Annotated in this window: 28 protein-coding genes; 18 read left to right on the forward strand and 10 right to left on the reverse strand. The window is 73.3% G+C overall.

Annotated features, from left to right (window positions below; genetic code table 11):
* Window positions 1-97: 97 nt before the first annotated feature.
* Window positions 98-1,378: a mechanosensitive ion channel family protein gene (locus J2X26_RS07280; RefSeq protein WP_439897837.1), complete on the forward strand. Its 1,281-nt coding sequence runs from the start codon at window positions 98-100 to the stop codon at window positions 1,376-1,378.
* A gap of 38 nt (window positions 1,379-1,416) precedes the next feature.
* On the forward strand, window positions 1,417-1,989 hold the full coding sequence (locus tag J2X26_RS07285) for a uridine kinase (protein ID WP_307491057.1): 573 nt from the start codon (window positions 1,417-1,419) through the stop codon (window positions 1,987-1,989).
* A 6-nt stretch (window positions 1,990-1,995) separates the two neighbouring features.
* Here J2X26_RS07285 and J2X26_RS07290 read toward each other — a convergent pair whose 3' ends face one another.
* Complete coding sequence (locus J2X26_RS07290; RefSeq protein ID WP_307491059.1) at window positions 1,996-2,949, reverse strand: helix-turn-helix transcriptional regulator; 954 nt, start codon at window positions 2,947-2,949, stop codon at window positions 1,996-1,998.
* A gap of 87 nt (window positions 2,950-3,036) precedes the next feature.
* On the opposite strand from J2X26_RS07290, the gene J2X26_RS07295 reads away from it, so the two are divergent.
* The 4 genes from J2X26_RS07295 (at window position 3,037) to J2X26_RS07310 (ending at window position 6,724) form a co-directional block, all read left to right on the forward strand.
* On the forward strand, window positions 3,037-4,041 hold the full coding sequence (locus tag J2X26_RS07295) for an ATP-binding cassette domain-containing protein (RefSeq protein ID WP_307491061.1): 1,005 nt from the start codon (window positions 3,037-3,039) through the stop codon (window positions 4,039-4,041).
* Entirely contained in the window at window positions 4,038-4,856 is an 819-nt protein-coding gene (locus J2X26_RS07300; RefSeq protein WP_307491062.1) for an ABC transporter permease, read from the forward strand. The genes J2X26_RS07295 and J2X26_RS07300 overlap by 4 nt, the downstream gene beginning before the upstream one ends.
* 90 nt (window positions 4,857-4,946) lie before the next feature.
* Complete coding sequence (locus J2X26_RS07305; RefSeq protein ID WP_307491064.1) at window positions 4,947-5,486, forward strand: methylated-DNA--[protein]-cysteine S-methyltransferase; 540 nt, start codon at window positions 4,947-4,949, stop codon at window positions 5,484-5,486.
* A gap of 80 nt (window positions 5,487-5,566) precedes the next feature.
* On the forward strand, window positions 5,567-6,724 hold the full coding sequence (locus tag J2X26_RS07310) for a serine hydrolase domain-containing protein (protein WP_307491065.1): 1,158 nt from the start codon (window positions 5,567-5,569) through the stop codon (window positions 6,722-6,724).
* 3 nt (window positions 6,725-6,727) lie between these two features.
* Here the strand turns inward: J2X26_RS07310 and J2X26_RS07315 are convergent, their stop codons facing one another.
* Genes J2X26_RS07315 through J2X26_RS07330 form a run of 4 tightly spaced genes read right to left on the reverse strand, consistent with a single transcriptional unit; the run spans window position 6,728 to window position 9,159 of the window.
* Complete coding sequence (locus J2X26_RS07315) at window positions 6,728-7,099, reverse strand: PRC-barrel domain containing protein (protein WP_307491066.1); 372 nt, start codon at window positions 7,097-7,099, stop codon at window positions 6,728-6,730.
* Window positions 7,086-7,478, reverse strand: a complete 393-nt coding sequence (locus J2X26_RS07320; RefSeq protein ID WP_307491067.1) for a hypothetical protein — start codon at window positions 7,476-7,478, stop codon at window positions 7,086-7,088. The genes J2X26_RS07315 and J2X26_RS07320 overlap by 14 nt, the downstream gene beginning before the upstream one ends.
* Window positions 7,475-8,704 (reverse strand): Nramp family divalent metal transporter, encoded by a 1,230-nt coding sequence (locus J2X26_RS07325; RefSeq protein ID WP_307491068.1) that lies wholly within the window; start codon window positions 8,702-8,704, stop codon window positions 7,475-7,477. The genes J2X26_RS07320 and J2X26_RS07325 overlap by 4 nt, the downstream gene beginning before the upstream one ends.
* Window positions 8,701-9,159, reverse strand: a complete 459-nt coding sequence (locus J2X26_RS07330) for a hypothetical protein (RefSeq protein ID WP_307491069.1) — start codon at window positions 9,157-9,159, stop codon at window positions 8,701-8,703. Before J2X26_RS07330 ends, J2X26_RS07325 begins: the two co-directional genes overlap by 4 nt.
* Before the next feature lie 82 nt (window positions 9,160-9,241).
* On the opposite strand from J2X26_RS07330, the gene J2X26_RS07335 reads away from it, so the two are divergent.
* The 4 genes from J2X26_RS07335 to J2X26_RS07350 are packed head-to-tail and all read left to right on the forward strand — an operon-like array spanning window position 9,242 to window position 13,298.
* Window positions 9,242-10,267 (forward strand): NAD-dependent epimerase/dehydratase family protein, encoded by a 1,026-nt coding sequence (locus J2X26_RS07335; protein ID WP_307491070.1) that lies wholly within the window; start codon window positions 9,242-9,244, stop codon window positions 10,265-10,267.
* 18 nt (window positions 10,268-10,285) lie between these two features.
* Window positions 10,286-10,792 carry a DsbA family protein gene (locus tag J2X26_RS07340; protein ID WP_307491072.1) on the forward strand — a complete coding sequence of 169 codons (507 nt, stop codon included), beginning with the start codon at window positions 10,286-10,288 and terminating at the stop codon, window positions 10,790-10,792.
* Window positions 10,789-11,577 (forward strand): SDR family NAD(P)-dependent oxidoreductase, encoded by a 789-nt coding sequence (locus J2X26_RS07345; protein WP_307491073.1) that lies wholly within the window; start codon window positions 10,789-10,791, stop codon window positions 11,575-11,577. Before J2X26_RS07340 ends, J2X26_RS07345 begins: the two co-directional genes overlap by 4 nt.
* Before the next feature lie 5 nt (window positions 11,578-11,582).
* Entirely contained in the window at window positions 11,583-13,298 is a 1,716-nt protein-coding gene (locus J2X26_RS07350) for a threonine/serine ThrE exporter family protein (RefSeq protein WP_307491074.1), read from the forward strand.
* 22 nt (window positions 13,299-13,320) lie between these two features.
* On the opposite strand, the gene J2X26_RS07355 is transcribed toward J2X26_RS07350, so the two are convergent.
* The 3 genes from J2X26_RS07355 to J2X26_RS07365 form a co-directional block, all read right to left on the reverse strand.
* Window positions 13,321-13,602 (reverse strand): isoamylase early set domain-containing protein, encoded by a 282-nt coding sequence (locus tag J2X26_RS07355; protein ID WP_307491076.1) that lies wholly within the window; start codon window positions 13,600-13,602, stop codon window positions 13,321-13,323.
* 106 nt (window positions 13,603-13,708) lie between these two features.
* Window positions 13,709-15,055 (reverse strand): M20/M25/M40 family metallo-hydrolase, encoded by a 1,347-nt coding sequence (locus tag J2X26_RS07360; protein WP_307491077.1) that lies wholly within the window; start codon window positions 15,053-15,055, stop codon window positions 13,709-13,711.
* Between the two features lie 29 nt (window positions 15,056-15,084).
* The gene (locus tag J2X26_RS07365; protein WP_307491079.1) at window positions 15,085-16,518 is read right to left on the reverse strand and encodes an anaerobic C4-dicarboxylate transporter family protein; all 1,434 of its coding nucleotides are present in this window, start codon (window positions 16,516-16,518) and stop codon (window positions 15,085-15,087) included.
* 193 nt (window positions 16,519-16,711) lie between these two features.
* Between J2X26_RS07365 and J2X26_RS07370 the strand changes: the two genes are divergently transcribed.
* The 4 genes from J2X26_RS07370 to J2X26_RS07385 are packed head-to-tail and all read left to right on the forward strand — an operon-like array spanning window position 16,712 to window position 21,131.
* On the forward strand, window positions 16,712-19,354 hold the full coding sequence (locus J2X26_RS07370) for a LuxR C-terminal-related transcriptional regulator (RefSeq protein ID WP_307491080.1): 2,643 nt from the start codon (window positions 16,712-16,714) through the stop codon (window positions 19,352-19,354).
* A 58-nt stretch (window positions 19,355-19,412) separates the two neighbouring features.
* Window positions 19,413-19,598, forward strand: a complete 186-nt coding sequence (locus tag J2X26_RS07375) for an SHOCT domain-containing protein (protein ID WP_307491082.1) — start codon at window positions 19,413-19,415, stop codon at window positions 19,596-19,598.
* A complete protein-coding gene (locus J2X26_RS07380) occupies window positions 19,591-19,983 on the forward strand; it encodes a DUF7144 family membrane protein (protein ID WP_307491083.1) in 393 nt (130 codons plus the stop codon). Before J2X26_RS07375 ends, J2X26_RS07380 begins: the two co-directional genes overlap by 8 nt.
* On the forward strand, window positions 19,980-21,131 hold the full coding sequence (locus tag J2X26_RS07385) for a peptidoglycan-binding domain-containing protein (RefSeq protein ID WP_307491085.1): 1,152 nt from the start codon (window positions 19,980-19,982) through the stop codon (window positions 21,129-21,131). Before J2X26_RS07380 ends, J2X26_RS07385 begins: the two co-directional genes overlap by 4 nt.
* 101 nt (window positions 21,132-21,232) lie before the next feature.
* Here the strand turns inward: J2X26_RS07385 and nhaA are convergent, their stop codons facing one another.
* Together nhaA and ppk2 are read right to left on the reverse strand one after the other, a co-directional pair.
* Window positions 21,233-22,609: a Na+/H+ antiporter NhaA gene (gene nhaA / locus J2X26_RS07390; RefSeq protein WP_307491087.1), complete on the reverse strand. Its 1,377-nt coding sequence runs from the start codon at window positions 22,607-22,609 to the stop codon at window positions 21,233-21,235.
* A gap of 55 nt (window positions 22,610-22,664) precedes the next feature.
* Window positions 22,665-23,510 carry a polyphosphate kinase 2 gene (ppk2, locus tag J2X26_RS07395; protein WP_307491089.1) on the reverse strand — a complete coding sequence of 282 codons (846 nt, stop codon included), beginning with the start codon at window positions 23,508-23,510 and terminating at the stop codon, window positions 22,665-22,667.
* 99 nt (window positions 23,511-23,609) lie between these two features.
* Between ppk2 and J2X26_RS07400 the strand changes: the two genes are divergently transcribed.
* From J2X26_RS07400 to J2X26_RS07415, 4 genes are read left to right on the forward strand one after another with little or no spacing between them, the layout of a single operon-like run.
* Window positions 23,610-24,014, forward strand: coding sequence for a TOBE domain-containing protein (locus J2X26_RS07400; protein WP_307491091.1), 405 nt, complete (start codon window positions 23,610-23,612; stop codon window positions 24,012-24,014).
* On the forward strand, window positions 24,011-24,787 hold the full coding sequence (gene modA, locus J2X26_RS07405) for a molybdate ABC transporter substrate-binding protein (protein WP_307491092.1): 777 nt from the start codon (window positions 24,011-24,013) through the stop codon (window positions 24,785-24,787). The genes J2X26_RS07400 and modA overlap by 4 nt, the downstream gene beginning before the upstream one ends.
* Window positions 24,784-25,590: an ABC transporter permease gene (locus tag J2X26_RS07410; RefSeq protein ID WP_439897825.1), complete on the forward strand. Its 807-nt coding sequence runs from the start codon at window positions 24,784-24,786 to the stop codon at window positions 25,588-25,590. Before modA ends, J2X26_RS07410 begins: the two co-directional genes overlap by 4 nt.
* On the forward strand, window positions 25,587-26,639 hold the full coding sequence (locus J2X26_RS07415) for an ABC transporter ATP-binding protein (RefSeq protein WP_307491095.1): 1,053 nt from the start codon (window positions 25,587-25,589) through the stop codon (window positions 26,637-26,639). Before J2X26_RS07410 ends, J2X26_RS07415 begins: the two co-directional genes overlap by 4 nt.
* Window positions 26,640-26,675: the final 36 nt, after the last annotated feature.

Raw genomic sequence — 26,675 nt, forward strand, 5'->3', positions numbered from 1 at the left:
GTCCCCGAGAACAGGGGACGGGGCGCACCTACGTCCGGCACTGCCTACGCTGAGGGACGTGCGCCCCCACCTCCTGCCCGGCGCTGTCGACCCGTCCGTGGCCGACGGTGTCGAGGGTTTCGTCGTCCCGACGCTGTCGCTCCTCGCTGCCGTCGTCGTCGCCTTCCTGGCAGCGACCGCTCTTGCCGTGGTGGTGCGGCGCCTCGCGCGCCGCTCCGCCGTCGCCGCCGACCTCACCCGTCGCTCGCGCAAACCCATGCGCGCGGTCCTGCTCGTGGTCGCGGTCTGGATCGCGCTGCGCCTGAGCACCGACCCCGCCGACTGGACGCGGACGGCCGAGCACGTCCTGCTGATCGCGCTCATCATCACCGTGGCGTGGCTCATCGGCAGTCTCGCGTTCGTGCTCGAGGACGCCGCGCTGCAGCGGTACCGGATCGACGTCGCCGACAACCGGCACGCCCGCCGCGTCCGCACGCAGGTCCAGGTGCTGCGCCGCATCACGGTCGCGATCCTCGTGCTCTGCGCGATCGCGGCGATCCTGCTCACGTTCCCGTCGGCCCGGGCGCTCGGCGCGAGCCTCCTGGCGTCCGCGGGGCTCATCTCGATCGTCGCAGGCCTCGCGGCGCAGAGCTCCCTGGCCAACGTGTTCGCCGGGCTGCAGCTCGCGTTCACCGACGCCATCCGGGTGGACGACGTGGTCGTCGTCGCCGACGAGTGGGGCCGCATCGAGGAGATCACGCTCACCTACGTGGTCGTGCACGTCTGGGACGACCGCCGCCTGATCCTGCCGTCCACGTACTTCACGACGACACCGTTCGAGAACTGGACCCGTCGCGCGGCCGACCTGCTGGGCACCGTCGAGCTCGACGTCGACTGGGAGGTCCCGGTGGAGGCGATGCGCGCCGAGCTGACGCGGCTGCTCCAGGACACCGACCTGTGGGACCGCCGCGTCGGCATCCTGCAGGTCACGGACGCCGTCGGGGGCATGGTCCGCGTCCGCGCGCTGGCCAGCGCGGTGGACGCCCCCACGCTGTTCGACCTGCGGTGCTACGTCCGTGAGGGCCTCGTCGGCTGGCTGCAGCGCGAGGCGCCGCAGAGCCTGCCGAAGACCCGGTGGGAGGGCACGCCGCCCGCGCCGTCGACGGGACGCCGCGCCGCCGCCCGTCCGGACTCCGCGCCGACGCCCGTCCTCCCGGTGCCGGGCGCGTGGTCCCCGGACGACACGCAGACCATCACCACCGGCGGGCAGGACGCCCGGCTGTTCACGGGCAGCATCGACGCGCTGGAGCGGTCGCGGCACTTCTCCGGCCCCGGGCAGGACGTCATCGACGAGCGCGAGCAGTCCGCCGAGGACCACGGGGAGGGGCGGCAGCCCTGATCCAGCCCGTCACGCCGGAGCTGCTGGTCGACCGCCTGGTGCAGCTCGTCGCCCCGCGCGACGGCAGGGTCCGCGTCATGGTCGACGGCGCACCGCCGACGCGGCCCGACGACCTCGCCGACGCGCTCGTCGACCCGCTGCAGGCGCTCGGCCGGCCCGTGTTCCGGGTGCACGCCGACGACTTCCTGCGGCCCGCGTCCGTGCGGTTCGAGCACGGGCGGCGGGATCCGGACGCCTACCTGGAGGACCGGCTCGACGCGGGTGCGCTCGGCCGGGAGGTCCTCGACCCGTTCGTCGCCCGGGGCCGCTTCCTGCCGACGTTGTGGGACGCCGTCGCCGACCGGGCGACCCGGGCGGCCTTCGTGGACGCGCCCGGGCGAGCCGTCCTGGTGCTCGACGGGAGCCTGCTGCTGGGTCGGTGGCTCGACGCCGAGCTCACCGTGCACCTGACCGTCCGGCCGTCGACCCTCGCCCGCCGGACGCCGGCGGAGGACCACTGGACGCTCCCCGCCTTCGCCCGCTACGACGAGGAGACGCTGCCGACGCAGGTGGCGGACGTCGTGGTCCACGTCGACGACCCGCGCCACCCTGCCCTCGAGGTCGATGGGTGATGAGGCTCACGCCGGGACGGCTGCCGTCAGGCGGGCCGCGAGGCGGTGCATCGCGTCGGCCAGCTCCGGGGGACCGACCACGCGCAGGGGCACACCGAACATCGCGAACCGTGCGGCGACCCCGTCCCAGGACCAGGCGCTCAGCACGGCCCGGCAGCGGTCGTCGCCCAGGGGCTCGACGAGGGCGTCCCGGCCGGCCCACTGGGCGACCTCGGACGCGGCCATGTCCACCTCGGCCTCGCCGCGGCAGGGCCACGGGTTGACGCTGCTGAACTGCTCGGCGACGAACGCGGCGACGTCGGTCGCGGGCAGCGGACGGGGCGCGAAGCGGGGTCCTGAGCCGGTCTTCGGGGTCATGCGGTCCACGCGGTACGTGCGCCAGTCGGCGCGGTCGAGGTCGTAGCCGACCAGGTACCAGCGCCCGCCCCAGGTGACCAGGTGGTGGGCCTCGGTGCGGCGGGGGAGCCGCGTGTCGCTGCCGCCCTCGTAGTCGAACCGGAGCACCTCGTGTGCGCGCACGGCCGCGCCGACCGCCAGCAGCACCTGCTGGTCGACCTGCGGGCGGTTGCCGCCGCGCGTGACGGCGGTGACCTGGAGCGCGTCGGCGGCGGCGCGCAGCCGGGCCGGCATGACCTGGCGGAGCGTCGCGAGCGCGCGCACGGCGGCCTCGTCGACCCCCGCGACGCCCGTGGAGGCGGTCTGCAGGGCGACGACGAGGGCGACCGCCTGCTCGTCGTCGAGCAGGAGCGGTGGCATCTGGGTCCCGGCGTCGAGCCGGTACCCACCGTCGGGTCCCTTGCTCGCGTGCACGGGGTAGCCCAGCTCGCGGAGGCGGTCGACGTCGCGGCGCACGGTCCGCGGGCTGACGCCGAGCCGGTCGGCGAGCGCCTCGCCCGGCCAGTCGCGGCGGGCCTGCAGCAGCGACAGGAGAGCGAGGAGTCGGGAGGACGGCGTGGACATGCACTCAGGATGCCACGCAGTAGCGGACAGGACCTGACCGCTATGCCCGACAGGCTGGTGCAGTACCCACTCGACGAGGGAGAACCCATGATCCAGACCCGAGGACTCACCAAGGACTTCGTGGTGAGCAGCACCGAGACGGTGCACGCCGTGCGCGGCATCGACCTCGACATCGCCCCCGGCGAGCTCGTCGCGGTGCTCGGCCCGAACGGCGCCGGCAAGTCGACCACGATGCGCATGCTCACCACGCTGATCCGGCCGACGTCCGGTACCGCGACAGTCGCAGGCGTCGACGTCGTCGCGGACCCGGCGACCGTCCGGCGGCACATCGGCTACGTCGGGCAGGGCAACGGGGCGGGCCACCAGCAGCGTGCCGCCGACGAGCTGACCATGCAGGGCCAGGTCTACGGGCTCGACCGTGCGGCGGCGCGACGGCGCACGGCGGAGCTGCTGGACGCGCTCGACCTCACCGCGCTGGCGAGGCGCAAGGTGTCGGACCTGTCTGGCGGACAACGGCGGCGGCTCGACGTCGCGCTGGGCCTGGTGCACGCGCCGCGCCTGCTGTTCCTGGACGAACCGACCACGGGCCTCGACCCGCACAACCGCGCCAACCTCTGGGAGCACATCTCCCGGCTGCGCGCCGAGCACGACATGACCATCGTGCTCACCACGCACTACCTCGACGAGGCCGACACGATGGCCGAGCGTGTCGTGGTGGTCGACCACGGGCAGATCATCGCCGACGACACCGCGGACGGGCTCAAGCGCACGCTCGCCGGTGACCGCGTGGTGCTCACGGTCGCGGTCGGCGGGACGGCGTCGCGCGTGGCGTCGATCGTCGAGAACCTGCCCGGCGCCCGGGACGTGGTCGTCGCCGGCGACCGGGTGGAGGCGCGGGTGGCCGACGCCGGCGCGGCGGTGCCCGAGCTGGTCCTCGCGGCGTCCGCTGCCGGGGCGCCCCTGCTCGAGGCGCTCGCCGTGCGGCCCACGCTCGACGACGTCTTCCTGGCCCTCACCGGCCGCAGCCTGCGCGACGAGGGTGCGCGCGAGACCGACACCACCGAGTCCACCGCCGAGGAGGCCGCAGCATGAGCACCATCACCGTCGACGCCCCGACCAGCACGCTCACCCCCGTCCGCCGGTCCTGGTTCTCGGACGTGTGGCTCGTCATGACGCGCGAGCTGCGCCCGGTGGCCCGCGAGCCGTTCTCCGTCGTGTTCGGCCTCATCCAGCCGCTGGTGTTCCTCGGCCTGTTCGGTCCGCTGCTCGTCGGATCGGTGGGGGAGACCGGGGGCCTGAGCTCGACGGACGTGTGGCAGTGGTTCGTGCCGTCGATCCTCGTGATGACCACGCTGTTCGGCACGTCCACCACCGGCTCCAACCTGCAGTTCGAGATGCAGACGGGCGCCCACGAGCGGTTGCTGGTCACCCCGTTGTCGCGGTCGTCGCAACTGGTCGGCAGGTCGCTCAAGGAGATGGTGCCGCTGGTCGCGCAGGCGGTCATCCTCATCCTGGTGATGCTGCCGTTCGGCTTCCGCGCCGACCCCGTCGGGGCCCCGATCGGTCTGGCGATGCTCGCGGTGCTGGGCGTCGGGCTGGGTTCGCTCAGCCACGCGCTGGCGATCGCGGTGCGCAAGCAGGAGTGGATGTTCTGGGCCGTGCAGCAGACCGTGCTGTTCCCGCTGCTCATCCTGTCCGGGATGCTCCTGCCGCTGGAGACCGGGCCGCAGTGGATGAAGGTCGCGTCCGCGTTCGACCCGCTGCGGTGGGTGGTCGAGGCCGAGCGGGCGCTGTTCGCCGGCGACCTGACCAGCAGCGCCGTGGCCGCGGGGTGGCTCGCGGCGGTCCTCACGGCGGTCGTCGGGTTGGCGGTCGGGGTGCGGACCCTGCTGCGCAGCACTGACTGAGCACCTCACATCGCCCGTCCGTCGCGCGTCTTCCTCTCGAGGGCGCGCGACCGGCGGGCGATGTCAGTGGGTGGGGGAATGATGGCGACCATGACGGTCCAGGAGCTCGAGGTCCTCGAGGATGTCCGCGTGGTGCACACGGTCGTGCCGTCACCGCTCGGACCCATCACGCTCGTCGCCCACGACGGCGGGCTGTCCGCGCTCCTGCTGCAGAGCTCGAAGTACGAGGCCGTGCAGGGCCCCTTCGGTGAGCGGGCGGACGGCGAGTTCGACGAGGTGCAGACGCAGCTCGACGGGTACTTCGCCGGGACGCGCACCGAGTTCGACCTGCCGCTGCACTTCGTCGGGACCACGTTCCAGTGCCGCGTGTGGGAGGGGCTCCTGCGCATCCCGTACGGGCAGACCCGGTCCTACGGCGACCTCGCCGCGGAGATCGGCCTCGACCCGCGCACGTCGTCGCGGGCCGTCGGAGCTGCCAACGGGCGCAACCGGATCGCGATCGTCGTGCCGTGCCACCGCGTGATCGGCGCGGACGGGTCGCTGACCGGCTTCGCCGCCGGGCTCGACCGCAAGCGGTTCCTGCTCGGGCACGAGGCCAAGGGCCGCCCGCGCGAGCACCTGCTGTTCTGACGGGTACGGGGGGCAACCCCACGGTCGTCCGGGGGAGTGCTCGATGGTGGGCGGACGCCGCACGACAGCACGCTGGTCTCATGACGAGACCACAGAGCAACGCCCGCCTGGCAGTCACCATCGCCGCCGCCTGCAGCGTCGCGATCAGCGCCGTGATCACCGGGATCCCCGCGTACTCGCAGGACCGTGCACACCGGGACGTCGTGCAGCACGAGCTCGACGCCCTGGTCCGGGACGCAGGCTTCCCCGGTGCGCTGGCCACGTCCCGGGACGCCCGGGGACGCAGCCGCGACTACACCGCCGGGGTCGGCGACCTCGAGACGGGCGCCCGGGTGCCGCTCGACGGCCAGGTCCGGATCGGCAGCAACAGCAAGACGTTCGTCGCGGTCGCGCTGCTGCAGCTGGTCGACGAGGGAGAGGTCGACCTCGACGCACCCGTCGAGAGCTACCTGCCCGGGCTCGTCCACGGCGATGGCGTGGACGGCTCGCTCATCACCGTCCGGGAGGTCCTCCAGCACACCAGCGGGGTGCCCAACTACACCGCGGTGATGAACCTGGACTTCTTCGCGACGCGGCACCACTACGTCGAGCCGCGCGAGCTGCTGGACCTGGCACTGACGCAGCCGGGCACGCCGCCGGGGTCGGCGTGGTCGTACAGCAACACCAACTACGTCATCGCCGGGCTGATCGTGCAGAAGGTCACCGGCCGGCCGCTCGCCGAGGTCGTCACCGACCGGGTGATCGAGCCCCTGCACCTGCGGGACACCTACGTGCCCGACCGCGGCGAGGAGGAGCTCCGCGAGCGCCACCCGCTCGGGTACCACGCGTCGGAGCCGGGCGGCGACCTGCGGGACATCACCGTGCTCGACCCGTCGTGGGCCTGGGCGGCCGGCGACATCGTCTCGACCCCGAGCGACCTGGACGCGTTCTTCGTCGCCCTGCTCGGCGGCGAGCTGCTCCCGCCCGAGCTCCTCGCCGAGATGCAGACGACCGTCGAGACGGCGCCGGAGCTGCACGGCATGCGGTACGGGCTGGCGCTCTTCAGCACCCCGCTGAGCTGCGGCGGTGTCGCCTGGGGACACGGCGGCAGCATCCCCGGGTACGAGACCGGCGGCGGCGTGGGCCCCGACGGCCGGTCGGTGACCGTCGCGGTGACCGCGCTGCCGGCGGCCACGGCCGACCCCGAGGCGGCGTGGGAGCGGATCAACGAGGCGGTCGACGCGGTCCTCTGCGCGTAGTCGTCAGGTGGCCCGGTGCAGGTCCGGGCGCTGCGACGGTCTCCCCGGCAGGTCCGGGGAGTACCGTCGGTAGCCCTCGCGCAGCCGGACCGCGCCGGGCGCGACGGCCTCGACGTCCGACCAGTTCACGAGGAACGTCCCGCGATGGCGCCACCGCAACCAGCGCGCCAGGAGAGCGGGGGACCGCACACCGGTCCGCTCGTAGCCGAGGAACGACGTGCCCGTCCGCGGGCTGACCAGGAGCCCGTGCAGGCGCGGCGCGGCGAGCGTCCCGTCCAGCGGGCCGTCGAGCACGAGCCGCACGTCCACCACGTAGCCCAGCGGCTCGTCGGCGGGCCCGCGCACGGGGGCGTCGAGCACGTCACCCAGGATCATGGCGACCTCCCGGCAGGCGTCCGATCACCCGGTCGCGGATCCAGCGCTCGGTCCACGTCACGTCGAGGCTGTCACCGTGCACGCCGAGCGCGACGGTGGTGCCGACGTCGGCGACGTGGGTCCAGCGGATGCGGTGCAAGCGCGACGACGGCGGCCGGCCGCCGAAGACCCGCGTGGCCAGCACCGCGCCGCTGAGCAGCGAGGTGACGACGGCGGTCTGGGACCCGTCCGGCAGGTCGCTGCCGTCGACGCCGTGCACCTCGAGGTCGTCGACGGTGCACACCGGCACGCCGTCGACGTCGAGGACCTGCCGGTCGAGCAGGTGCAGCCGGGCGTCGAGCACGAGCCCGGGCGGGTGCTCGTCGGGCGGAAGGCTCATGAGCCCGCTCCCGTCGCGATCATCAGGGGGATCGCGGCGACGGATGCCGTCACGATGATGACCAGGTACACCAGCGCGAGGGCGTTGGTGACCCGGCCGTTGACGTGCTTGCCCATGTACTCGGGGTCGTTGGCCACGATCAGGATGGGCAGGTACGTGAGGGGGAGCGCGATCGCGGAGAACACCACCGAGAACTCCGTGATCTTGATGGGGTCGACGCTCGTCATGAGCACCCCGACGGCCACCAGGATGCAGACGATCATCGTGAGGTGGAAGCGGGCCGCCTGCGCCGGGCGGCGGAACTTGCCCCACGACCAGCCCATGAACTGCGCGAGCGTGTAGCCGCTGGACAGGGACGTCTCCAGCGCGGCACCGAAGGTCGCGGCGACGATCCCGACGATGACGACCGCCAGGGCCAGCTTGCCGCCGGCGAGAGCGACGGGCAGCACGATCTGGGAGAGCGACGACACCTCGATGCCCGCGGGCAGGAACACGATCGCGGCGCACGCGGCGATGGCGACGGACAGCACGCCCCCGAACGGGAAGCCGACCAGGACGTTGAGCCGCGACTGTGCCAGGTCCTTGACGGTCCACTTCTCCTCGACCGCGCCGGAGGAGAAGAAGAACACCTCGTACGGCGTCATGGCCGCTCCGAACAGCGCGATCGCGTAGTACCAGTAGACGGCGTGGCCCTCGCCGGCGGGCACCGTGGGGGAGAACGCCTGGTCGGCGAGCTCGGACCAGTCGGGTCCCAGGAGGAACACCGCGACCGCGAACACGACGAGCGTGAGCCCGACCAGGCCGGTGACGTTCTCCATGGTCGAGAACTTCGTCCGCCACACCACCAGCCACAGCGCGAACGCCGCGACGGGGATCCACAGCCGGGGCTCCACGCTGCTGGCCAGCTGCAGCGCGAGCGCGATGCCCCCGACCTCGGCGGTGAGGGTCAGCAGGTTGATGAGGAACGAGGCCGTGAGGTTGGCACCCGCCGCACGGGGCCCGAGGCGCTCGCGGATGATCTCGAACGTCGCCCGGCCGCTCACTGCCGCGACCCGCCCGGACATGCTGGCGAACAGGCAGATGCCGATCACGCCGACGACGACCACCCACGCGAGCGAGAGCCCGAACCGGCTGCCGACCACCGCGTTGGTGACCAGGTCCCCGATGTCGAGGAAGCCGCCGATCGCGGTGAGGATGCCGAGCGCGACACCGAGGAGCTTCTTCACTCGCCGGTCACCTCGTCGAGCGTGGCGGTGAGGTCCTCCAGCGCGGTCGCGCTCGCGTCCAGCGCCGCGACCACGGACGCCTCGTCAGAGCCCGCGCCGTTGGCCCACCCGCGCGCGTCCGCGACCGCCAGCTGCGCGTCCCGGACGGCGGTCAGCGCGGCGGCCTGCCACCCGGCACCGGTGGGATCGGCCGGGACGAAGGTCGCGACGGCGTCGGCGGCCTCCTCGAGGACGTGCACCTGGTCGAGCAGCGCGGTGTCCGTGACGGCGGCAGTGCTGCGGTCGTCGCCCAGGAGCTCGGTCGCCAGAGTCGCGGTCCCGACCGCCGACGACGCCTGCTCCAGCGGGGCCGTGAGCGCCCGCGCCTCGTCGACGGTCGTCGCGGGCGAGCCCACGGCGCAGCCGGCCACGACCGCGAGCGCGGCGAGCCCGAGGAGCACGCGGACGACCTGCATGGACGCATCGTGGCTCGCCGCCCGCCCCTGCGCGCGCCGAAACAGGGATGCGGGCGCCCGCAACTGGTGCGAGCGTGGGCCCATGAGGGTCGTCGTGGTGGGTGCCAGCGGCAACGTCGGCACGGCACTGCTGCGGCGGTTCGTCGACGACGGCACGGTGACCTCCGTCGTGGGGGTCGCACGGCGTGCGCCCCGTGGCACCCCACCGGCGCCCTACGGTGTGGCGTCCTGGGTCGGGTGCGACGTCACGGACCCGGATGCGGTCGACACCCTGACGGCAGCGTTCGCCGGGGCCGATGCGGTGGTCCAGCTCGCGTGGGCGATCCAGCCGAGCCACGACCGCCGCCGGCTGCACGACGTGAACGTCGCCGGGACCCGCCGGGTCCTCGACGCTGCCCGTCGCGCCGGTGTGCCGCACGTGGTCGTCGCCTCCAGCGTCGGCGCGTACTCGCCGGCGCCCGACGACGTCCCGCGGGGCGAGGGCTGGGCGACCGACGGCGTGCGCTCGTCGTCGTACAGCGTCGACAAGGCCTCCGTCGAGCGGATGCTCGACGAGGCAGAGGCCGCCTCCCCGGACCTCGCGATCGCCCGGCTGCGGCCAGCGCTCGTGTTCCAGCGCGCTGCGGGGCACGAGATCTCGCGCTACTTCCTGGGGCCGTGGGTGCCGAAGCGGGCGATCAACGGGTACCTCTCGGCACTGCCGTGGCCCGACGGTCTGCGGCTGCAGGTGGTGCATGCCGATGACGTCGCGTCGGCGTTCCGGGAGGCAGTCGTGCGTCGCGTGCGGGGTCCGTTCAACGTCGCTGCCCCCGACGTGCTGCGCGGCCAGGACCTGGCCGACGTCGTGTCCCGCGGGCGGCTGGTCGAGGTGCCGGTGGCGCAGGCCCGCGCGGTCGTGCGGGTGGGGTGGCACGCGCGCGCGGTGCCCGTCGGACCGGGCTGGCTGGACATGGCCCTGGCGGCGCCGCTGCTCGACACGTCGCACGCCCAGCGGGAGCTGAACTGGCGGCCCACGCGGTCCGGCATCGACACCGTGCGGGAGCTCGTCGCCGGGATCGCGTCCGGCGCCGGGACGGCGAGCCCGCCGCTGCGGCCACGCCGCCGCTGAGCCTGGCATCCTCGACGCATGACCGACGACCTCGCCGAGCGGCATGTCTACGGCCGCGCCGACGCCCCGATCACCGTGCTCGAGTTCGGTGACCTCGAGTGCCCGTACTGCCGCGCGGCGGCGCCTGCCCTGCGCGAGCTGGTCGACACGTCCGGTGGGCGGGTCCGGCTCGTGTGGCGGCACTTCCCGCTCTTCGAGGTGCACCCGTACGCGCTGTCCGCGGCGCTCGCCGCGGAGGCAGCCGGCGTCGCGGGCAGGTTCTGGGAGATGCACGACGAGCTGATGAGCCACCAGGACCGTCTGGCCGAGCCCGACCTGCGCGCGGCCGCCGAGAGGCTCGGGCTCGACCCGTCGACGGTCGCGGGCGACGACGCGCAGGTCCACGCGGCCGCGGTCTCGGCCGACTACACGGCGGGCATCGAGGCGGGCGTGCGCGGGACACCCACGATCTTCGTGGACGGGACGAGGTTCCACGGGAAGCCCACCCTGGAGCGGCTGCGCGAGGCTGTGGGGGCGATCGCGTGAGGACCGCGCTGGTCACCGGAGCCGGGCGGGGGATCGGCCGGGGGATCGCCCTCGGCCTGGCGGAGGCGGGATACGCCGTCGGCCTGGTCGGACGGACGCGCGCGCATCTCGATGCCGTGGCCGAGGAGATCGGGGACGACGCGTGCGTGGCGGCCGCCGACCTGACCGACGCCACCGCCGTGCTCGACGCCGTCGCCCGCGTCGAGGAGGAGCTCGGCGGCATCGGTCTCCTGGTGAACAATGCGGGGGTCATCGAGCGCGCGGAGGTGCCGTTCGTCGAGGACGACGTCGAGGACTCCTGGCGGGTGATCGAGGCGAACGTGCGCGGGCCCCTGCTGGTCACGCACGCGGTGCTGCCGGGGATGCTCGCGCGCGGCGACGGCCGGGTGCTGAACCTCAACTCCGGCGCCGGGCACCGCGCGATGACGTCCTACACCGGCTACGCCATCAGCAAGGGCGCGCTCGCGCGGTTCACCACGCAGCTCGACGCGCAGTACCGCGACCAGGGGATCCGCGTGCTGGACCTCGCCCCCGGGCACGTCGAGACGGCGATGACGACCTCGATGGCGATGCACGACGGCCGGACCGAGTGGACCCCGGTCGAGGCCGTCGCCGAGCTGGCCCGGGCGTTCGGCGACGGGGAGCTCGACGCGCTCTCGGGGCGGTTCGTGCGCGCAGGGACCGACACCGTCGAGTCGTTGCTGGCGGCCCTGCCGCAGATCCTCGCCGCCGACGCGCGCACCCTGCGCCTCGGCGCGTACGGCGACGAGGACCCGGTGGTCTGACCGCGATGATCGGGATCGCCGAGGCTGCGGTGCCCGACCCCGGGGTGACCGGGGTCGAGGTGACGCCCGACCCCACCGAGACGCTCCCTACCCCGACACCGACGCCGACGGACGCCACGACCACGCCGGCCCCCGACACGTCCGTCGCCCCGACGGAGACCGCCCCGGCAGAGCCCGTGCCGACCGTGACGGTGACGCAGGAGCCGCCGTCGCCCGAGCCTGCCCCGACGGAGACGGTCGTGGTGGAGGTGCCGTGGACCCACGAGCCCGCGGCCGCCACCTCCACGATCCCGCTCGGCGCCGTCATCACCGCACTGCTCGTCCTGGTCGTCGCGAGCACCGCCCTGGTCCTGGCGCTCCGGCGGAACCGCGGAGCGCGGCCGACGGGGGTGATCGCGGCGGCAGCGCTCGAGCCCGCCGCGTCCACGTCGGAGATCGGCATCCTGGACGATGCGCACGCCGTCGCGATCCCGGCGGAGGCTCCCACCGACACGGTCGAGACCGTCCGCTTCCTCATGCTGCTCGGCGAGGCGATGATCGACTCCAGCGCGCCCGTGGTCCAGGTGACCCGGACGCTCGAACGGGTCGCGGCGATCAACGGTGCCCCGGACGTCGAGGTGATCGCGCTGCCCACCGCCCTGCTCGTCTCGGTGCCGGGCCGCACGACCACGCAGACGGCTGCATCGTCGGCCGGCTGGCGACAGCTCCGCCTGCACCAGGTGCAGGACGTGCTCGACGTGGCCGCCGACGCCGAGTCCGGACGGGTCGGCCCCGCCGAGGGTGCCGAGCGGATCGAGTCGGTCGTCGCCGCGCCCCCGCTCTACGACGGCCCCACCCGCGTCCTCGGGTACGTCGCCGTCTCCGCGGGCCTGGCGATGATCCTGGGCGGCGGCCTCGTCGACGTGCTGGTCGCCGCCGTGCTCGGCGCCGCGATCGCGTGCCTGCAGGTCGCCACCGTGCGGCTGCCGGCCGCGTACCAGGCGCTGGTGGTGCTGAGCTGCGCGTTCGTCGTCTCCGGTGCGGTGTTCCTGCTGTCGCGCACCGGGATCGACGTCGGGATGCTCGCCTCGCTGGTGGCGCCCCTGGTCACGTTCCTGCCGGGCGCCCTGCTCACCACGGCGGCGATCGACCTGGCCACCCGGCAGATGATCGCGGGGTCGGCGCGCCTCGCGGCGGGTGTCATGCAGCTGGTCCTGCTGGCGCTCGGCATCGTCGGCGCCGCCGCGCTGGTGGGGGTCCCCGCGTCCGAGGTCGGCTCCGCGACGTTCCAGCCGCTCGGCTGGGCGGGGCCGTGGATCGGCGTCCTCGTCTACGGCACGGGCGTCGTGTTCCACAACTGCGCACGCCGTCCCGCGCTGCCCTGGATCCTGCTCGTGCTCGTCGTCGCGTACGCCGGGCAGGTGGTGGGCGGGCTGTTCTTCGGCGGGGTGTTCTCCGCGTTCATCGGGGCGCTGCTCATGACCCCGGTCGCGATGTTCGCCGCCACCCGGCCGACCGGTCCGCCCGCGCTGGTCGGGTTCCTGCCGGGGTTCTGGCTCCTGGTGCCGGGTGCGCTCGGCCTGGTCGGTGTGACGTCGATCCTCGGCGACGGCGCGCAGGCGCTCAGCACGGTCGTCACCGCCGGGACGACGATGGTCGCGATCTCGCTCGGGGTCCTCGCGGGCATCGCGCTCGGCACCGCCGTCGGGCGACGCGCGGGGCTGGCGGTCGAGCGGTTCTAGCCGGCCCCGCGCGAACGCCTCGTCAGGCGTGCACGACGGACCCGTCCGCGGTGATCTCGTCCGCGTCGGCGTCGTCGAACCAGCGACCCTGCTCGCCGAGGTAGCGGAACCTGACCGTCTCGCCCGCCGGCACGGTCACGGACGTGCTCGCCGTCCCGTTGGAGCGTCGACGCAGCGGGTGCAGCCCGGGCGTCCAGTCGTTGAAGGAGCCGACCACGCTGACCGCCCCGTCGAGCGCGGTCGTCGGCAGGAAGAACGTGAGCGTGCAGGTGGCGGAGGCGGCGGAGCGGGACTTCTTGAGCACGGGCGGGGCCACACTTTCCCTCGAACGGGTGAGTCAGGCGCATCGTGGCGCACCCATGTTCCGGGAGGGCTACGGCCGGGTGATCACGACGTGACGAACAGCCTCGTCACGCCCCCTCAGCCAGCTTCTGGAGGAGCAGTGCCTGGGCCACGACGAGCTTCTCGATCTCGCTCGGGTCGACGCTCTCGTCGGAGGCGTGGATGCGGGACGCAGCGAGGTCCTCCGGTCCCCACAGGATGAACTCCGCCCGGGGGGCGACCGACTCGAGCGTGCGCAGCAGCGGGATGGAGCCGCCGCTCCCGGCCTCGGCCACGGGCGCGCCGAACGCCTCGCTCAGCGCGGCGCGCGCGGCGACGTAGGCAGGGCCGTCGGTCGCGCAGGTGAAGGGCGGCGCCGTCTTCGTGCGCTGCACCTCGACCCGCGCACCCCACGGCGCGTGGCTCTCCAGGTGGGCGACGAGCGCGTCGAGCTCCCGCTCGGGATCCGCCCCGGGCACGATCCGCATCGAGACCTTCGCCCTCGCCTGCGGGATCAGGACGTTCGACGACCCCGCGATGCTGGTCATGTCGAGCCCGATCGCGTTGATGGACGGCTTCGCCCACAACCGCGAGCCGATGGTGCCGGTCCCGGTCAGGTCGACGCCGTCCAGCATGTCGGCGTTGGAGCGGAAGTCCTCGGGACTCATGCCCTCGCCCTCCCACGTGCCCGACGAGACCCCCGCGACGGCCACGTCGCCCGCGTCGTCGTGCAGGGTGGCGAGCAGGCGCGCGAGCGCCATCATCGCGTCCGGCGCAGCGCCGCCGAAGACCCCGGAGTGCAGCGGGTGCTCGAGCGTGCTGACGGTCACGACGCAGGCGACGTCGCCGCGCAGCGCGGTGGTCAGGGCGGGCTCACCGACGCGCAGGTTGCCCATGTCGCAGATGAGGAACACGTCGCAGTCGAACAGCTCCGGGTGGGCCAGCACGAAAGCCTCGAGGTTGCTCTCCGTCTCCTCCATCCCTTCGAGGACCAGCTTGACCGTGCACGGCGGCTGCCCGTCGAAGACCCGCAGGGTGCCGAGGTGGGCCACCAGCCCGCCCTTGTCGTCGGCGGCCCCGCGCCCGTAGATCCGTCCGTCGTCCTTGCGGGTCGCCGTCCAGGGATCGCTGGTCCAGCCCTGCTCGGGCGGCGCCGGCTGCACGTCGTAGTGCGCGTACAGCACGACCACCGGTGACCCCGGCGGGCCCGCGATCTCCCCGTAGACCGGCGGGTACCCGGTCGGGACGTCCATGAGTCGCGCGTCGGTGACGCCGGCCTCCTGGAACAGGCGGAGCGTCTCCTGGCCCATCCGCACCACGGGTTCGGCGGGGTACCCGGGGAACGCGATCGACGGGATCGCGACGAGCGCGCCCAGGTCGTCGAGCAGCCCCGGCATGAGCGCGGACGCCCGGGTCGCGATCTCCTGCGGATCCATCGTGTGCTCCGTTCGGTCCCGGTCGAGAGTCAGAAGAAGACGGCGCCGATGACCGCACCGACGACGATGGTCGTCACCGACAGCACGAGCATCGGGACGAAGAAGCTGTGGTCGAGCAGCTTGGTGCCCAGCTTCGTCGTGCCCGTGAGGTCGAAGTTCGCGGCGGCGATCTGCGTGCCGTTGGCCGGGAGCGTGTAGACGCCGCCGAGTGCGCCCGCCCACATCCCGGTCACGACCCCGGGCGCGAGCCCGGCCGCCAGACCGATCGGCACGATCGTCCGCGTCGCGGTGGACTGGCTCGTGGTGAGCGCGGCGACCATGAAGACCGCCAGGGCGAACAGGAACGTCCAGCTGGTCACCCACGCGCCGACGGTCTCGACGATGAACGTCTCGTGCGCGGCGATGAAGGTGGCGGTGAGCCACGCGATGCCGAAGAGGGCGATCGCCGAGATCATGCCCGCCTTGAACACGGACATCTCCGGGACCTCCCGCACGTCGGGCTTGCCGACGAAGAGGATCAGCACGCCGACCACGAACATGACCAGCACGATCGTGTTCGTCATGTCGAGCGCCACGGTCTCCTCGCCGACGGTGAACGACGGGCGCAGGCCCGGGAACAGACCGAGGAGCACGATCGCGATGACGCCGCCGAAGAAGGCCAGCGCGGACCTGCGTCCTGCCGGCGTGTACGTGAGCGCGGCGGAGGCCGGTGCGGGAGCCGCGCCACCGACGACGGGCGCGGGGTTCGCGTCGTCGGAGGTGCCCACGCCTGCGGAGGTGCCGGGTGCGGCTGCGGTGGCCATCAGCGCCTCGGGCGCCAGCAGCTCACCCGACGCGATCTTGGCCTGCACCTCCGGGTCGTCGTCGAGCTCCGCCCACATCCGGTTCACGACGATCGACGTCACGACGATCCCGATCACGCACGCCGGCAGCGTGATCGCGAGGATCTGGGTGAGCCCCAGGTTGTACGGCGCGACGTCGGTGAGCGTGAGCATCGCGGCCATCGCCGCCGAGACGGGTGAGGCCGCCAGCGCGATGCCCGACTGCACGACCGTCACGGTGAGCGGTCGGGACGGGCGGATGTGGTTCCGGTAGGCGACGTCGTAGATCACCGGCATCAGCGGATAGATGATGTTCCCGGTCCCGGCGCCCACGCAGAACGCGAAGGCGGTCAGCGGTGCGATCAGGGTGATCTGCTTCGGACGGCTCTCGATCACCTTCGCCGCGACGTACACCATCCAGTCGATGCCGCCCGCGGCCTGCATCAGTGCCGCCGTGGTGACGACGGCCAGGATGATCGCCACCGCCGCGGCGGGCGGTGCGCCCGGGGCCTCACCGAAGACGAACACCAGGACGAAGGTGCCGAGGCCGCCCCACAGGCCGACTCCCACACCGCCCGCGCGGGTGCCCATGACGATGCACCCGAGCACCACCAGCGCCTCGAGAACGAAGCTGACGCTCATGCCGACTCCTCGGTGCTCGTCCGGTGGCAGCGGCGCGGCGTCGGTGCCTCCCGCAGCATCGCACCGGGCGGGGTGGGCGGTCCCCATCCTGCGCGGGGTGGTGAATGCGCGTGGCGGTGCTGGTCCCGCGCCCGGTTGATCCGCAATGATCCTGGTCAGGGTGCTGTGCTCCGGTCGATCCAGGAGGGGTCGCGTGAGGCAGAACGGACCAGGTAGCAGGTCGACCCATGCCGGGTCGTCGTCGTTCTTCGCGTCGCGGCTGCGGGCGCCCGCCAACCCTGTCCACTACCTGCGGCGGCCGCGGCTCCTCTCGCTGCTCGCCCGGTCCACGTCGGTGCCGATCACTGTCGTCGTGGCGCCCGCCGGGTCGGGCAAGACCTCGTTGCTGGTCGACTGGCGGTCGACCGCCGAGGTTCCGACGGCGTGGCTGTCGGTGGACGAGTCCGACCACGACGGTGGCCAGTTCTGGACGGCGGTGACGGCGGCACTGGGTGAGCTGGTCGACCTCAGGAAGGTCTCGTCCACCACCCGGCGACCGGCCACGCGTCCCGACGTCGTGCCGGGGATCATCGCGCGGCTCGAGCGCAGCGACCACCCGGAGTCGGCCGTGCTGGTCCTCGACGACATCCACCTCCTCGACGACGACGCGGCGCTGGTCGACTCGCTCGCGCACTTCCTCGCCGCCCTGCCGGGCTGGCTGCACGTGGTGCTGCTGACCCGCCGCACGCCCAAGCTGCCGGTCGACCGGCTGCGTGCCCGGGGGCAGCTGGTCGAGGTGCACTTCGCCGAGCTGCGGTTCTCGCCGGAGGAGTCCGAGGAGATGCTGGCCTGCCTCCAGGCGTCGCTGGAGCACGACGAGGTCACCGCGGCGGTCGACCGGGCCGGCGGCTGGGCGGCGGGACTGCAGCTCACCGCCCTCGCGTCGCGCTCGGACAGCGCGCAGCCGGTCTCGCTTCCCCGGGTCGACGCCCGTGGGCTCCTGTTCGCCGACTACGTCTGGCGCGAGGTGCTCGCAGCGGAGCGTCAGGAGGTCGTCGACGTCCTCCTGGACACGTCCGTCGTCGTGCGGGCCAACGGGCCGCTCGCCGCAGCCCTGTCCGGCCGCCCTGACGCGGGCGACCTGCTCGCCGACGCCGAGTCCCGTGGGCTGTTCATCACCCGGCTCGGTCCGTCCGGCTGGTTCGAGGTGCACGCCGTGGTGCGGCAGGAGCTCCTCGGCGAGGTCGCGCGCCGCGCACCCGAGCGCGTCGCCCTCCTGCACGTGCGTGCAGCGCGGTGGTTCGAGGACGTCGGCGAGGTGACCAGCGCGCTCGAGCAGTGGCTCCTCGCCGGCCGGCCACGCGAGGCGTTGCGCCTGCTCGCCGGGAACGTCAGCGAGCTCTACGACTCCGGCCTGGTGGCGACCATCGAGCGGACCATCGCGCAGATCCCGCTCAACGTGGCCTCCGGCGACCTGGACGCGATGATCGAGTTCGCGTGGTGCCACCTCCTCGTGGACAAGCGCCGGTTCCTCGAGGCCGTCGACGCGGCGACGGCGAGCCGGGCTCGGCTCGCCGCCGGGGGTCGCCCGCAGGACGGCCGTCTCATGATGCTGCAGTCGATCGCGGCGACGCTCACGGGGGACTGGCGCTCGAGCAGCGTGCTGGCCGCGCAGGCCATCGCGCTGCTGGCCGACGACAGCCAGGTGGACCTGGTGGGCAGGTTCGGCTGGAACATGATCGCGCGCGAGGCGGCGCTGTCCGAGCGGTGGGACGACGGGTCGGCGCAGCTGCAGGACGTCCGTCAGGAGCTGGGGTGGGACCCGGAGCGACGGCTCGGGTTCGAGGGGACGCGTGCCGTGGGGGAGGCGCTCGCCGGCCGCCCGGTGGATGCGCTGCGGGTCGCCGCCGGCATCCGCGGCGTCGAGGCGGTGGCCTCCATGGCGATCCTCTGCGCCGAGCTGAGCCTGGCCGAGGCCGTCGCCCACCGCGAGCTCGGCGACCGGTCGCGTGCCGTCACCGAGCTGGTCTCCGTGGCCCCGCGCTGGCTCGAGCCGGTCGCGCACGCAGAGGCGCTGGCGCTGCTGCAGCTGACCGAGCTCCGGCTCGACGAGGGTGATCTGGAGGCGGCGGACGCCTGCTTCGAGCGCGCCCACGCGTTCGTGCGCACCGAGTTCGCCGGCCCCGGGGGGCTCATGTGGCTGGCGCGGACCGGGACGCTGGTCGCGCTCGCGGCCGACCGACCCGCCGAGGCCCGCAGGTGGGCGGAGCAGGTCGACGACCCGTTCTGGGGCGGTGTGTGCGTCGCGCGCGTCGACCTGCACGAGGGTCGGCGGGCCGAGGCGACGGTCCTGCTCGACGAGGTCGAGCCCCGCTGCCCACGGCACGACGTGGTCCGCGACCTGCTCCGGGCGCGGGCCGCGGCGAGCCACCAGGAGGCGCTGGAGCACGTGGCGCGCGCCGTTGCGACGGCGACCGGCGTCGGGCTCGTCCAGACGGTGGCCTCCGAGGGTGCGCAGGTGCTGGAGCTGGTCGAGGTGCAGGCCTTCCTCGCACCCGCCGCGTGGCTCGACCGGGTCCGGCGCGCAGCGTCACCGCTCACCGCGGCGAGGACCACGGACCCGAGCGTGCCCGGCGAGCACCTGACCGAGCGTGAGCTCGACGTGCTGCGGATGCTGCCCAGCCGGCTCACCCTGCGCGAGATCGCCGACGAGCTCTCCATCTCGGTGAACACGCTCAAGTTCCACCTCAAGGTCGTCTACCGCAAGCTCGCGGTCGGCTCGCGGGCCGAGGCGGCCGACCTCGCGCGCGACGTCGCCGAGCGGTCCCGGTCGGGTGTGGGCGCTGCGCGGAGCTGAGCGGCTCACCCCGCGCAGGGTGGTGTGCGACCACCCGGTGCGTCGCGACGATGCCCGCATGCCCCCCGCGAGCCAGGGCCCCGGCGAGGACCCGTTGATCGACTCGGCCGCCCAGCTGGCCGAGCTGGCCGACCTGGTCGCGCGCGGGTTCGTGTCGCCGGAGGAGTACGAGCTCCAGCGCAGGAAGGTCATCGGCGACGCCGAGACCTCACCACCGGTCCGGAAGGAATCCCATCGTGACTGAACAACGCAGCAGCCTTGCCGTCGGCATGACCGTCTTCGCGGCGACGATGTTGATCGTCATCGGCGTCCTGCACGCCCTGCAAGGACTCGTCGCCGTCTTCAACGACACGTTCTACGTGGTCGGCGCCGAGTGGGTGTTCGAGTTCGACGTGACGACCTGGGGCTGGATCCACATCCTGATCGGCCTGCTCGTCGCCGTCGCGGGCTTCTTCGTGCTCAGCGGCGCCGTGTGGGCACGGATCGTCGGCGTGCTCGTGGCCAGCCTGAGCCTCGTCCTGAACTTCATCTGGCTGCCGTACTACCCGTTCTGGGCCATCGTCATCATCGCCCTCGACGTCTTCGTGATCTGGGCGCTGACCCTGCACGGTCGGGACATCGTCGAGTGATCGTCGGGCGGATCGGCGGCCCGCTGGTCGTGGGGACCGTGCTGCTCGCCCTGACCGCCTGCACCGGCGGCGGTCAGGGCACGGACGCCACCCCGGAGTCGGCGGTCAGCGCGGCGCAGGCCGAGGTGGCCGCCAAGGAGGCTGCGCTGGCCGAGGCCGACGACGCGGCGGCAGCAGCGGCGACGGCGTTCTGCGACGCGAGCTCGACCTACATCACCGCGCTCGACCGTTACGGCGACGTGCTGAGCCAGACTGCGGTCACCGTCGGTGACGTCCAGACGGCCGGTGACGACCTCACCTCACCGGCGGAGGAGGCGGCGGACGCGGGCGAGGCCGCGATCGACGCGCGGGATGCCGTGGTGGTCGCCCAGGAGGAGCTCGCCGCGGCGCAGCAGGCGCTCGCCGAGGCGGAGGCGGCCGAGCAGGGTCTGGAACCGCCGGAGCCGACCACCGCCGAGCCGAGCCCGGTCGCGACCGTCCCGGCGGCCACGGTGTCCCGCGTCCAGCAGGCCGAGGACGAGTTCGCGTCGGCGCGGTCGGGCATCACGGACGAGACTCCGCTCGTCCAGGCGTCCGAGCAGTTCAACGCGGCAGCGGTGGCGCTCGAGATGGCCTGGCTCCGCCTGTTCGCCGACTCGGGGTGCCTCTCGGACGAGCGCCGGGCGGAGGCGAGCGCGACCGTGAGCACGTACACGGCCGCCTTGCAGCAGTCGTTGACCGACGCCGGGTACTCGCCGGGACCGGTCGACGGCATCTACGGCCCCCAGACGGTCGCCGCGGTGCAGGCCCTGCAGAAGGCCAGCGGGCTGCCCGAGACGGGGACCGTCGACAAGGCGACGGCCGCCGCACTCCAGGCAGCTCTCGAGGCAAAGGGTGCCGAAGCGGCCCGGGCGTCCACGGCGGCGACCGCAGCGCTGCAGCAGACGCTCACGCTGGCCGGGTACTGGGACGGTCCGGTCGACGGCCTGTGGACCGACGAGCTCACGGCTGCCGTGGGTGCGCTGCAGACCGACCTCGGGGTGCCGGTCACCGGCACGGTGGACGCCGCGACGGTCGCCGCGTTCCAGGCCGCCCTGGCGGGTGCCCTGGCTCCGGCGCCCGAGCCGACACCGACCGAGAGCGAGAGCGAGGGCGAGGGTGACGACTGACGGCTGACGGCTGACGGCTGACGGCTGACGGCTGACGGCTGACGGCACCCACGGTCCGGCAGGCAGCGCGACCTGCGCCTGCCTGCCGGACCGGGCGACCGTCAGCCCGCGGGTGCCCGCCACGGGAGCGGCGGCAGCGGTGGTGGGGCGTCGCTGAGCGGGGAGCACAGAGGCAGCTTCTCGCCGAGCCACCGCAGGAGGATCGAGCCGAGCACCGCGGCGGTGAGCGACCCGGCGAGGATGCCGATCTTCGCGTCCTCCAGCTGCTGGGGGTCGTCGAACGCGAGCTCGGCGATGAACAGCGAGATGGTGAAGCCGATGCCGGCCAGCACCGCGCCGCCGAGCAGGTGTCCCCAGCGCACCCGTCCGGGCAGCTCACCGAGCCCGAGCCTGATCGCCAGGGTGGCGGCGCCGGTGATGCCGATGGCGTTGCCGAGCACGAGCGCGACGGCCACGCCGATGGCCAGGCGGGACTGCGCGGCGGCCTGCAAGGACTCCAGGTCGAGCCGGATCCCGGCGTTCGCGAGGCCGAACAGCGGCACCACGACGAACGCGCTCCACGGGTGCAGGATGCGCTGCAGCCGGTCGCTCGTCGGCACCGCGGCGCGCGCGGCGACCTCGGCGAGGTGCTCGCGCTCGGCGGTGGCGTCGTCGATGAGCTTGCGCCCGTAGCCGGCGACCTCGTCGATGGTCTTCTGGTCCGGCGGCCGGGCCGGGACCAGGAGGCCGACGATCACCCCGGCGAGCGTCGCGTGCACGCCCGAGGCCTGCACCGCGAACCAGAGGGCGATCCCTGCGATCACGTACGGCGCCAGCTGCCACACCTTGAGCCACCGCAGCATGACGATCCCGACGACGATCCCCGCCGCGAGCGCGAGCGCGGCCATGTCGACCTCGTCGGTGTAGAAGATCGACATCACGGTGATCGCGCCGATGTCGTCGACGATCGCGAGCGTGAGCAGGAACAGCCGCAGGCGGTCCGGGCACTTGGGGCCGAACAGGGCGAGGATCCCGACGAGGAACGCGGTGTCGGTCGACATCACGACACCCCACCCGTGCGCGGCGTCGGTCCCGCCGTTGAACGCCAGGAAGATCAGCACGGGGACCGCCAGGCCCCCGAGGGCGCCGAGGGCGGGGACGGCGACGGTCCGCTTGTCCCGCAGGTCTCCCGTGGTGGCCTCGCGGCTGATCTCGAGGCCGACCACCGCGAAGAAGATCGCCATCGCGGCGTCGTTGACCCAGTGGTGCAGGTCGAGGTCGATGCCCCACGTCCCGACGTGGAAGCCCGCGGTGGTGTGCCACAGCGCCTCGTAGGACTCGGCGAACGGGGAGTTGACCCAGACCAGGGCGATGACGGTCGCGGCCAGAAGGTAGACGGCGCTGCCGGCCTCGTTGGTGAGGAACTCCTTGACCGAGGGCTGCAGGCCGGGCAGCGACACCCGCAGGTTGGGCCCCGGGCTGGTGGACGTCACCGACATGCCGCTCAAGGTCGCAGGTGAGCGGCGAGGATGCAACGGCAGTTCGCCGTGGGCGTCAGAGGTCCTTCTCCGGGTCGCCGAGGAGCGCGGCGACGTGGTCGGGGACGTAGGTCGACAGCTCGCGCGGCGGACGCTTGTACCCGTTCGACGCGGCGGGCCGGTCGGGCAGGACCACCTTCTCGTGCGGTACGTCGGTGTACGGGATGGTCGAGAGCAGGTGGCTGATCATGTTCAGCCGGGCGTGCTTCTTGATGTCCGACTCCACGATGAACCACGGGCTGGCGGGGACGTCGGTGTGCACGAGCATCTCGTCCTTCGCCTTGGAGTAGTCCTCCCAGCGGCTCAGGGACGCGGTGTCCATCGGGCTCAGCTTCCACTGCCGCACCGGGTCGTTCAGGCGCGAGCGGAACCTCTTGAGCTGCTCGCGGTCGGAGACCGAGAACCAGTACTTGCGCAGGAGGATCCCGTCCTCGATGAGCATCTGCTCGAAGATCGGCGTCTGGCGCATGAACCGGCTGTACTCCTGCGGCGTGCAGAAGCCCATGACGTGCTCGACCCCGGCGCGGTTGTACCAGGAGCGGTCGAACAGGACGACCTCGCCCGCCGCGGGCAGGTGCGCGACGTAGCGCTGGTAGTACCACTGCGTCTTCTCGCGCTCGGTCGGCGTCGGGAGTGCGGCGATGCGCACGACGCGAGGACTGAGGTACTCCGAGATCCGCTTGATGGTGCCGCCCTTGCCGGCCGCGTCGCGGCCCTCGAAGAGGACGACCACCCGGGCTCCCGTCGCCTTCGCCCAGAGCTGGACCTTGACCAGCTCGGACTGGAGGCGGAACAGCTCGGCCTCGTAGACGGCGTTCGGGATCTTGTCCTTGTTCTTCTTCTTGCCGGACTTCTTCGCCATGTCCGGACGCTACCGCCCGGACCGGACCGGCGCTCGACATCCGCATCCGCGGTGCGGAAACGCCCATGGCTCCGCACCTGCGGCACTATCATCGCGTTCGTGACGACCTACCGGATCAGCGAGGCAGCCGAGCTGCTGGGCGTGAGCGACGACACCGTGCGGCGCTGGGTCGACTCCGGGGCCCTGACCGCGTCCGGTGACGGCGCCGGGCGGAGCGTGATCGCGGGAACGGACCTGGCGGCGCTGGCCGTCGAGCGCGCCAAGACTCCCGACGATCCGGCGGCGGGCTCCAGCTCGGCGCGCAACCGCCTCCCCGGCCTGGTGACCCGGATCGTGTCCGACACCGTGATGTCGCAGGTCGAGCTGCAGGCGGGGCCGTTCCGCCTCGTGTCGCTCATGTCCACCGAGGCCGTACGTGAGCTCGGGCTGGAGGTCGGTTCCCGGGCGGTCGCCGTGGTCAAGGCCACCACCGTCCTCGTCGAGACCCCGCGGGCGCAGCGATGAAGGTCCGTGCTCTCGCGGCCGGGACCGCGGTCCTGCTCGCGCTCGCCGGCTGCTCGTCTGCGGCCCCGGCCGCAGAACCGTCGCCCACCGGCCTCACGGGCGAGCTCACCGTGTTCGCCGCCGCCTCGCTGCAGGGTGCGTTCGACGCCATCGCCGCCGAGCTCGCCGAGCAGAACCCGGGCGTCACGGTGCACCCCGTCACGTACGACGGCTCGTCCACCCTGGCGACGCAGCTGGTCGACGGGGCGCCGGCCGACGTGTTCGCGTCGGCAGACCTGACGAGCATGGGCACGGTGACGGGTGCGGGCCTCGCCGACGGCACGCCGACGGTGTTCACGACGAACACGCTCGAGATCGTCGTCGCACCCGGAAACCCCCTCGGGATCGAGACGCTGGCCGACCTCGCGGCGCTGTCGACGTCGGGCGGCAAGGTGGTCCTCTGCGGAGCCGAGGTGCCGTGCGGCTCCGCGGCGCACACGGTCCTCGACGGGGCCGGACTCACCCTCACCCCGGTCAGCGAGGAGCAGAACGTCAAGGCCGTGCTGACCAAGGTGCAGACCGGCGACGCCGACGCGGGGCTGGTGTACCGGACGGACGTGCTCGCGGCCGGGGACACGGTCGAGGGCGTCGAGTTCCCCGAGGCGGCCACGGCGGTCAACGAGTACCCGGTGGTCGTGCTCGTGGACGGTGACGTCGCGCAGGCGTTCGTCGACCTGGTGCTCTCCGCGGACGGCCGGCGGATCCTGCGCGACCTGGGGTTCACGGCGCCGTGAGTCGGAGCGGCGGCGGGGGTGTCCCGCGTCTCCTGTGGCCGCCGGCGGCACTGGCGGCCGGGCTCCTCGTCATGCCGATCGTCGCGCTGGTGGTCCGCGCCGACTGGTCGACGCTGCCCGCCGACATCACGACACCCGCCGCGCTGGACGCGCTGTGGCTGTCGCTGTCGACGTCGGTCGTCGCGACGGGCGTGTGCCTGCTGCTCGGGGTGCCGCTCGCCGTCGTGCTCGCGCGCGCCCACGGCTGGCCCGCCGACGTGCTGCGCGCGCTGGTCACCCTGCCCCTCGTGCTGCCCCCGACCGTCGGTGGCATCGCGCTGCTCTACCTGCTGGGCCGGCGCGGCCTGGTCGGTGAGTCGCTCGACGCCTGGTTCGGCATCACCGTCCCCTTCACCACGGCGGCCGTCGTCATCGCCCAGGCGTTCGTCGCGATGCCGTTCCTCGTGCTGAGCGTCGAGGGGTCGCTGCGGACGGCGGGCACGCGGTTCGACGTCGTCGCCGCGAGCCTCGGCGCCGGGCGCTGGACGGTCCTGCGACGGATCACCCTGCCGCTCGTGATGCCGGGGCTGATCAGCGGGACGGTCCTGTGCTTCGCGCGGGCGCTCGGTGAGTTCGGCGCGACCGCGCTGTTCGCCGGCAACTCCCCGGGCGTCACGCAGACCATGCCGCTGGCCATCTACTCGGCGTTCAACGGTGCCGGGGTGACCCAGGGGACCGCGGTCGCCCTGTCGCTGCTGCTCGTGGTCGCCGCGGTCGCCGTCCTGCTCGCCGCGCGGGCCTGGCGACCGGGACGTGCCGCATGACGTCCCTGCACGCGGAGGTCGTCGTCCGCCGGGCTGCGTTCACGCTGGACGTGACGTTCGCGGCCCATCCGGGGGAGATCGTCGCGATCCTCGGCCCCAACGGCGCCGGCAAGTCCACGCTGCTCGCCGTGCTCGCCGGGCACCTCGTGCCGTCCTACGGCGTGGTCCGGGTGGGGGAGCGGACACTGACCGCCGTCCGTGACGACCGGGTGGAGACCGCCGTCCGTCCCGAGCGTCGCTCGGTCGGCCTGCTCGGGCAGGACCCGCTGGTCTTTCCGCACCTGAGCGCCCGGGAGAACGTGGCGTTCGGCCCGCGCGCGGCCGGGGTGCCCGCCGCGCAGGCGCGACGAGCGGCTGACGAGTGGTTGGCGGCGGTCGGCCTCGGCGGGCTGACCGACCGCCGCCCCGACGCCCTGTCCGGCGGGCAGCGCCAGCGCGTCGCGCTCGCCCGGGCGCTCGCCGCCGAGCCCACCGTGCTCCTGCTCGACGAGCCGTTCGCGCAGCTGGACGTCCGCACCGCGGCCGAGCTGCGCGACGTGGTCCGGGACCAGGTCCGCCGGACACGCACCGCCACCGTGCTCGTCACGCACGACGTGCTCGACGCCGTGACCCTGGCCGACCGGGTGGTCGTGCTGCACGACGGGCAGGTGGTGGAGCAGGGCCGACCGTTCGATGTGCTCACCGACCCCGTCCATCCGTTCACTGCCGCACTGGCGGGCGTGAACCTCGTCGTGGGACGGCTCCTGGTCCAGCCCGACGGCACCACGGCACTGGAGGGCCCCGACGGTGTCCTGGTCCCGTGCGGTGCCCACGAGCCGGGCGGGCGGGCGCAGGTGACGTTCCCGCCGGGCGCGGTCGTGGTCGGCGACGGCTGGCCCGCACGCGTGCTCGACCTCGAGCCCGGGACCACGGGTGTGCGGGTCCGGACCAGCGGGGACGTGCTCGTCGACCTCCCGCCCGCGCAGGCTGCGGCCCTCGCTCTGCACGCGGGCGCCGAGCTCCGGCTGAGCGTCCCCGCCGAGCACGTCCGGGTCCGTCCGCTCGCCTGATCTCACAGCGTCGCGACGGACACCGTGCGCGAAATG

Source organism: Cellulomonas humilata, from assembly GCF_030814415.1.
Lineage (GTDB): Bacteria > Actinomycetota > Actinomycetes > Actinomycetales > Cellulomonadaceae > Cellulomonas > Cellulomonas humilata_A.